Raw genomic sequence first — 5,410 nt, forward strand, 5'->3', positions numbered from 1 at the left:
ATGCGCTCGAGCGTGCGTGGCGCGGCCTCGGTGTCGTGCCGCTGGCGCTCTCCGTGACAGTGACCGAGGGAGACGACCGTGTCGGGTGACCGCAAGGACGACCACGTCCGCCTCGCGGCGGAGCAGCAGGCGTCGGGCCCGCGACGAAACGGCTACGACGACGTCGCCTTCGTGCATCACGCGCTCGACGGGATCGACGTCGATCAGGTGACGCTGTGCACCGAGGTGGCCGATGCCCCGTGGCCGCTTCCCTTCTACATCAACGCCATGACCGGCGGCAGCGACATGACCGGCGCCGTGAACCGGGATCTCGCGATCGCCGCGCGCGAGACCGGCGCGGCGATCGCGTCGGGATCGGTGAGCATCGCGCTCGGCGACCCGTCGGTCGCCCCCACGTTCCGCGTGCTGCGGGAGGAGAACCCCGACGGGTTCGTCATGGCCAATCTCGGCGTGGAGCGCAGCGCCGACGATGCCCGCCGCGCCGTGGAACTCCTCGAGGCGAACGCGCTGCAGGTGCACGTGAACGCCGTGCAGGAGACGGTCATGCCGGAGGGCAGCCGCTCCTTCTCGACCTGGCCGTCCTCTCTCGAGCGCATCATCGCCGCCGTCGACGTGCCGGTCATCGTCAAGGAGGTCGGTTTCGGTCTGAGTTCGGGCACGCTGCGGCGGCTCGCCGACATGGGTGTGGCGTACGCGGACGTCTCCGGCAACGGCGGGACCGACTTCGTGCGAGTCGAGAACGAGCGTCGCCCGCAGCGTGACTACGGCTACCTCGAAGGGTGGGGGCAGTCGACCGTCGCGTGCCTGCTGGAGGCGCCGGCCGGCGCCCCGACCCTCCTCGCCTCAGGCGGCGTCCGCTCCCCCCTCGACGTCGCGCGCGCTCTCGCCCTCGGTGCGCGCGCCGTGGGCGTCTCCGGGTCGTTCCTCTCGGTCGTCCTCGATGGGGGCGCCGAGGCGCTCCGCGACCGCATCCAGGAGTGGACCATGCATCTCGGTTCGCTCTTCGCCCTTCTCGGAGCCGAGGACCTCACCGCCCTGCGCACCACCGACGTCGTCGTCAGCGGCGCCACGGCACAGTTCTGCGCCGCGCGCGGCGTCGACCTCACGACTCTGGCGCAGCGATCCCTCGGAAGGAGCAGCAATGCCCGATGATCTCGTCACACCCATCCCCACCCGGTGGGTCGGTCCCCTGAAGCTCAGCGGAGACGTCGCCGGCGAGCAGAGCGTGCCGCTGGCCACCTATGAGACGCCGCTATGGCCGTCCGTGGGCCGCGGCGCACGCGTCTCCCGCCTCGTCGACGACGGCATCCGCGTGTCGGTCGTCGACGAGCGGATGACCCGCTCGAGTCTGTTCGTCGCTGCGTCGGCCGCCGAGGCCGTCGCCGCGTCACGCGCCCTCGACGCCCGGTTCGACGACCTGGCGGCCATCGTCGCCGCGCAGAGTCGCCACGCCAAGCTCATCGAGCTCGACACCGAGATCGTCGGTCACCTGCTGTTCGTGCGCTTCGCGCTCACGACGGGCGACGCGTCCGGCCACAACATGGTCACCCTCGCCGCGCAGTCGCTCATGGACGCGATCCTGACATGGCACCCGGAGCTGTCGTACGGATCGATCTCCGGCAACTTCTGCTCCGACAAGAAGGCCACGGCGGTGAACGGTCTGCTCGGTCGCGGTCGCAGCGTCGTCGCCGAGATCCTCATCCCGGCCGATCTGGTCGACGCTCAGCTGCGGACCACCGCCACCCGCATGGTCGATCTCAACGTGCGCAAGAACCTCGTCGGATCGACGGTCGCCGGCGCCCTGCGCTCGGCGAACGCGCACTACGCGAACATGCTCCTGGCGTTCTATCTCGCGACCGGTCAGGACGCCGCGAACATCGTCGAAGGCTCACAGGGCATCACCTATGCCGAACGGCGCGGAGACGGCGATCTGCTGTTCTCATGCACCCTCCCGAATCTCATCGTCGGAACGGTCGGCAACGGCAAGGATCTGCCCGGAGTCGACGCGGCCCTCGAGCGGCTGGGGTGCCGAGGGCTGAAGGATTCGGGTGCCGGCGCGCGACGGCTGGCCGGACTCATCGCCGCCACGGTTCTGTGCGGCGAGCTGTCGCTGCTGGCGGCACAGACCAACCCCGGTGAACTGATGCAATCGCATGTGCTGATGGAACGCCGCGCAGGAGGCCGAGCATGAACACCCCGCCCGTCATCGGAATCCACGACCTCGCCGTCGCCACCGGGAGTCGTGTGCTCGATCTCGCCGATCTCGCACGCGCGACCGGTGTGGAACCGGCGAAGTTCCACAAAGGGCTCGGCCAGGACCAGATGAGCGTCCCGGGCCCCGACGAGGACATCGTCACGATGGGCGCCGCCGCAGCCGCGCCGATCCTCGACCGCCACGGCGTCGCGGGCATCCGCACGCTGCTGTTCGCGACCGAGACCGGCGTCGACCAGTCCAAGGCCGCCGGCATCTTCACGCACCGGCTCCTCGGGCTGCCTCCCGCCTGTCGTGTCGTCGAGCTCAAGCAGGCCTGCTACGGCGGAACGGCCGCGCTCCAGATGGCGATCGGCATCGTCACCCGCGACCCCCGGGAACGCGTGCTGATCATCAGCAGCGACATCGCCCGATACGGGATCGACACCGCAGCCGAACCCACGCAGGGTGCGGGTGCGGTCGCGATGCTCGTCGCCGCCGACCCCGATCTTCTGGAGATCCCGACGCCGACGGGCATCTGGACCGCCGACATCGACGACTTCTGGCGCCCGAACGACAGCGACATCGCGATGGTCGAGGGCAAGCTCTCCATCGACGCGTACCTCGACGCCTTCACGGGGGCATGGGACGACTACCGCGCTCAAGGCGGCGTGGCGGCGAGCGAGATCGACGCCTTCTGCCACCACCAGCCGTTCACGCGCATGGCTGAGAAGGCGCATCGCAAGCTCGCCGAGCACACCGGGGTCGAGCTCGGGCTCGACACCTTCCTGCCGTCCACGCGCTACAACCGACGCATCGGCAACAGCTACACCGCGTCGCTCTACGTCGCCCTCGCGGCGGTCCTCGACTCGGACGACGACCTCACCGGCTCCAGGATCGGTCTGTTCAGCTACGGCTCGGGAGCGGTGGGAGAGTTCTTCACCGGCGTGGTGCGGCCCGGCTACCGTGCGGCCGCGCGCCGGGAGCGCACCGAGGCGCTGCTGGATGCGCGCATCCCGATAAGTGTCGAGGAGTATCGCGAGCTGCATCGCCGGGTTCCCCGCGACACATCGACGGACCTCGCCGTCGACCCGGTGTCCGCGGGCGCATTCCACTTCGCGGGGATCTCCGGCCGCGCCCGCCGGTACACGCGGGACTGAGCGAGGGCTCGACGCTCCCGGACGGTCAGGCGGCCGGGGCGTCCGCCTGTTCGTCGGCACGCCCGGCACGGATGGGGTGCCCCTGCGTCGTCAGGCATCGGCCCGTCGCGAGATCCCACTTCCAGTCGTGGAGCGAGCAGGTCAGCACGCCGTCCTCGATCTTGCCGGTCTTGGTCAGATCCGCGCGGAGGTGGGGGCAGCGTCGCTGCACGACCCAGTCCTCCAGCTGCACGTCCTCGGTCTGGTCGGACTGCTCGGCATACCAGTTCTCGACGTACTCGATCCGGTCGCGGGACAGGCACTTGAGGAAGGTCGTGAGGAACTCGTTGAACTTTCCGCTGCGGCCGACCTCGAACTGCATCGACAGGAAGATCGAATTGGACCAGTCGATCTCGTGGTCGGCGATGTTGGTCGAGACGAGGTCGGCGGGGATGGTGTACCAGTAGACGCACTCCTCCCCCGCGTACTCCCGCACCTTGGCCTTGGGGAAATCGACGACCATGTCCAGCTCGCCGATGCGGAACCGGACGTTGCCGCCCACCCCGTTGCGGATCGTGCGAGCACGGCGCAGCAGCGGCTCCCACCAGGCCTTGATCGCGGCGAGCATCTCCTCGGGCGGGAGCACCTCGGCCCGCGAGGCGACCTCCGCTCGGATCTCCTCCTGGCGGGCGTCGCGCTGCTCGGCGAGATAGGCCCACTTGTCGTCGAAGATCCGATCGATCTCGTCGTCGGTGTAGAGCGCCTGCGTCACCGACAGCTCGCCGTCCACCAGTTCGACCACCGTGCCCGGTACGAACTCGTAGCCCTTCTGGTCCGGACGCTGTTCCCTCATGTGCCGGAGGAACTCCCGCTGGTCGGTGAAGATTGCATCATCGTGAAGGCCCGTGCCGTTGTAGCGGAAAAGCTCCTCGCGAAGGAACATCGGCGGACCGGCCATCGGGAACACGTGCGGAGCATCGACCTTCTCGATGTAGTACATCGCACGCTTGTTCTGCGCATCCCGCTTGAGCTTCGCGAAGTTCTGCTTCGCGTCCTGGGGCAGGTCGTAGACCATCGGCCACCAGATGGCGCCCGAAACCTGTGTGAAGTAGGCCTCCGGGCGGGAGAACGACATGAGCGCGTCGAGATCGAGCGGGTGCGAGTCGTTCTGATTGAGGATGCTGGCCGTGCCGTCGTCGACCGACAGCGAGGAGTCGCCGATGGGGCCGTCGGAGGGTGCGCGGAGGGGGGTCACCATGATCTTGAGGTCCCCGTAGCGCAGCGTCTCACCGGCCCGCGTGTAGACGATGTTCTCGTATCCCAGACGCCGCAGGTCCCGCTCGAGATCGTCCGTCGGGTACTCCGGCAGCAGCACGCGGATGTCTTTCGGCACGTACTGCTGCAGCAGCGCCGGGTCGAAGTGGTCGCGGTGACGGTGCGAGACGTAGAGGAAGTCCGCCTGCCCGAATCGCTGCCAGTCCAGAGCGCGGTTGTCGGGGAACGGGAACCACGAACCGTAGAAGCTCGGGCCGATGACGGGGTCGCAGAGGATGCTGCCGCCGGCCGTCTCGATGAACATCCCGGCGTGGCCGAGGCCCGTGATCCGCATGAGTTCCTCCTGTGTCGAACGCCCAACGATTCTACGGCGCGCGATGCCCGCGTCGCTGTGTGCACGCTCCGTCCGGGCCGATCAGGTCTCCAGCAGACCGCGGATGTCGGACGCGTCCAGGGAGCGGGCGAACAGATCGTCATCGTCGAGCACCGCGCCGAAGAGGCGGGCCTTGCGCTGCTGGAGGGCGCGCACCTTGTCCTCGATGGTGTCCGAGGCGATCAGGCGATAGACCATCACCGGTCGGCTCTGACCGAGGCGATGGGCGCGGTCGACCGCCTGTGCTTCCGCGGCGGGGTTCCACCACGGATCGAGCAGGATGACGACGTCGGCGTCGGTGAGGTTCAGCCCGAAGCCGCCCGCCTTCAGACTGATGAGGAAGACGGGCGTCTCGCCCGCCCGGAAGGCCGAGACCACACCCGACCGGTCGGCGGTGGAGCCGTCCAGACGCGTGAAGCCGATGCCCGCCCT

General features: G+C 68.8%; 5 protein-coding genes. 3 read left to right on the forward strand and 2 right to left on the reverse strand.

Annotation, left to right across the window (positions count from 1 at the left end; translation table 11 throughout):
• The first annotated feature begins 78 nt into the window (after nucleotides 1–78).
• From fni to B4E30_RS06885, 3 genes are read left to right on the forward strand one after another with little or no spacing between them, the layout of a single operon-like run.
• Complete coding sequence (fni, locus tag B4E30_RS06875) at nucleotides 79–1,152, forward strand: type 2 isopentenyl-diphosphate Delta-isomerase (RefSeq protein WP_286794212.1); 1,074 nt, start codon at nucleotides 79–81, stop codon at nucleotides 1,150–1,152.
• Nucleotides 1,142–2,191 (forward strand): hydroxymethylglutaryl-CoA reductase, encoded by a 1,050-nt coding sequence (locus B4E30_RS06880; RefSeq protein WP_286794214.1) that lies wholly within the window; start codon nucleotides 1,142–1,144, stop codon nucleotides 2,189–2,191. Before fni ends, B4E30_RS06880 begins: the two co-directional genes overlap by 11 nt.
• Nucleotides 2,188–3,351 (forward strand): hydroxymethylglutaryl-CoA synthase, encoded by a 1,164-nt coding sequence (locus B4E30_RS06885; RefSeq protein ID WP_286794216.1) that lies wholly within the window; start codon nucleotides 2,188–2,190, stop codon nucleotides 3,349–3,351. Before B4E30_RS06880 ends, B4E30_RS06885 begins: the two co-directional genes overlap by 4 nt.
• A 25-nt stretch (nucleotides 3,352–3,376) precedes the next feature.
• Here the strand turns inward: B4E30_RS06885 and B4E30_RS06890 are convergent, their stop codons facing one another.
• The gene (locus B4E30_RS06890) at nucleotides 3,377–4,939 is read right to left on the reverse strand and encodes a Rieske 2Fe-2S domain-containing protein (RefSeq protein ID WP_286794218.1); all 1,563 of its coding nucleotides are present in this window, start codon (nucleotides 4,937–4,939) and stop codon (nucleotides 3,377–3,379) included.
• 81 nt (nucleotides 4,940–5,020) lie between these two features.
• A partial coding sequence (locus tag B4E30_RS06895) for a helicase-related protein (protein ID WP_286794220.1) occupies nucleotides 5,021–5,410 on the reverse strand: 390 nt, incomplete at its 5' end.

This window comes from Microbacterium sp. UBA3394 (genome assembly GCF_002358725.1).
Lineage (GTDB): Bacteria > Actinomycetota > Actinomycetes > Actinomycetales > Microbacteriaceae > Microbacterium > Microbacterium luteum.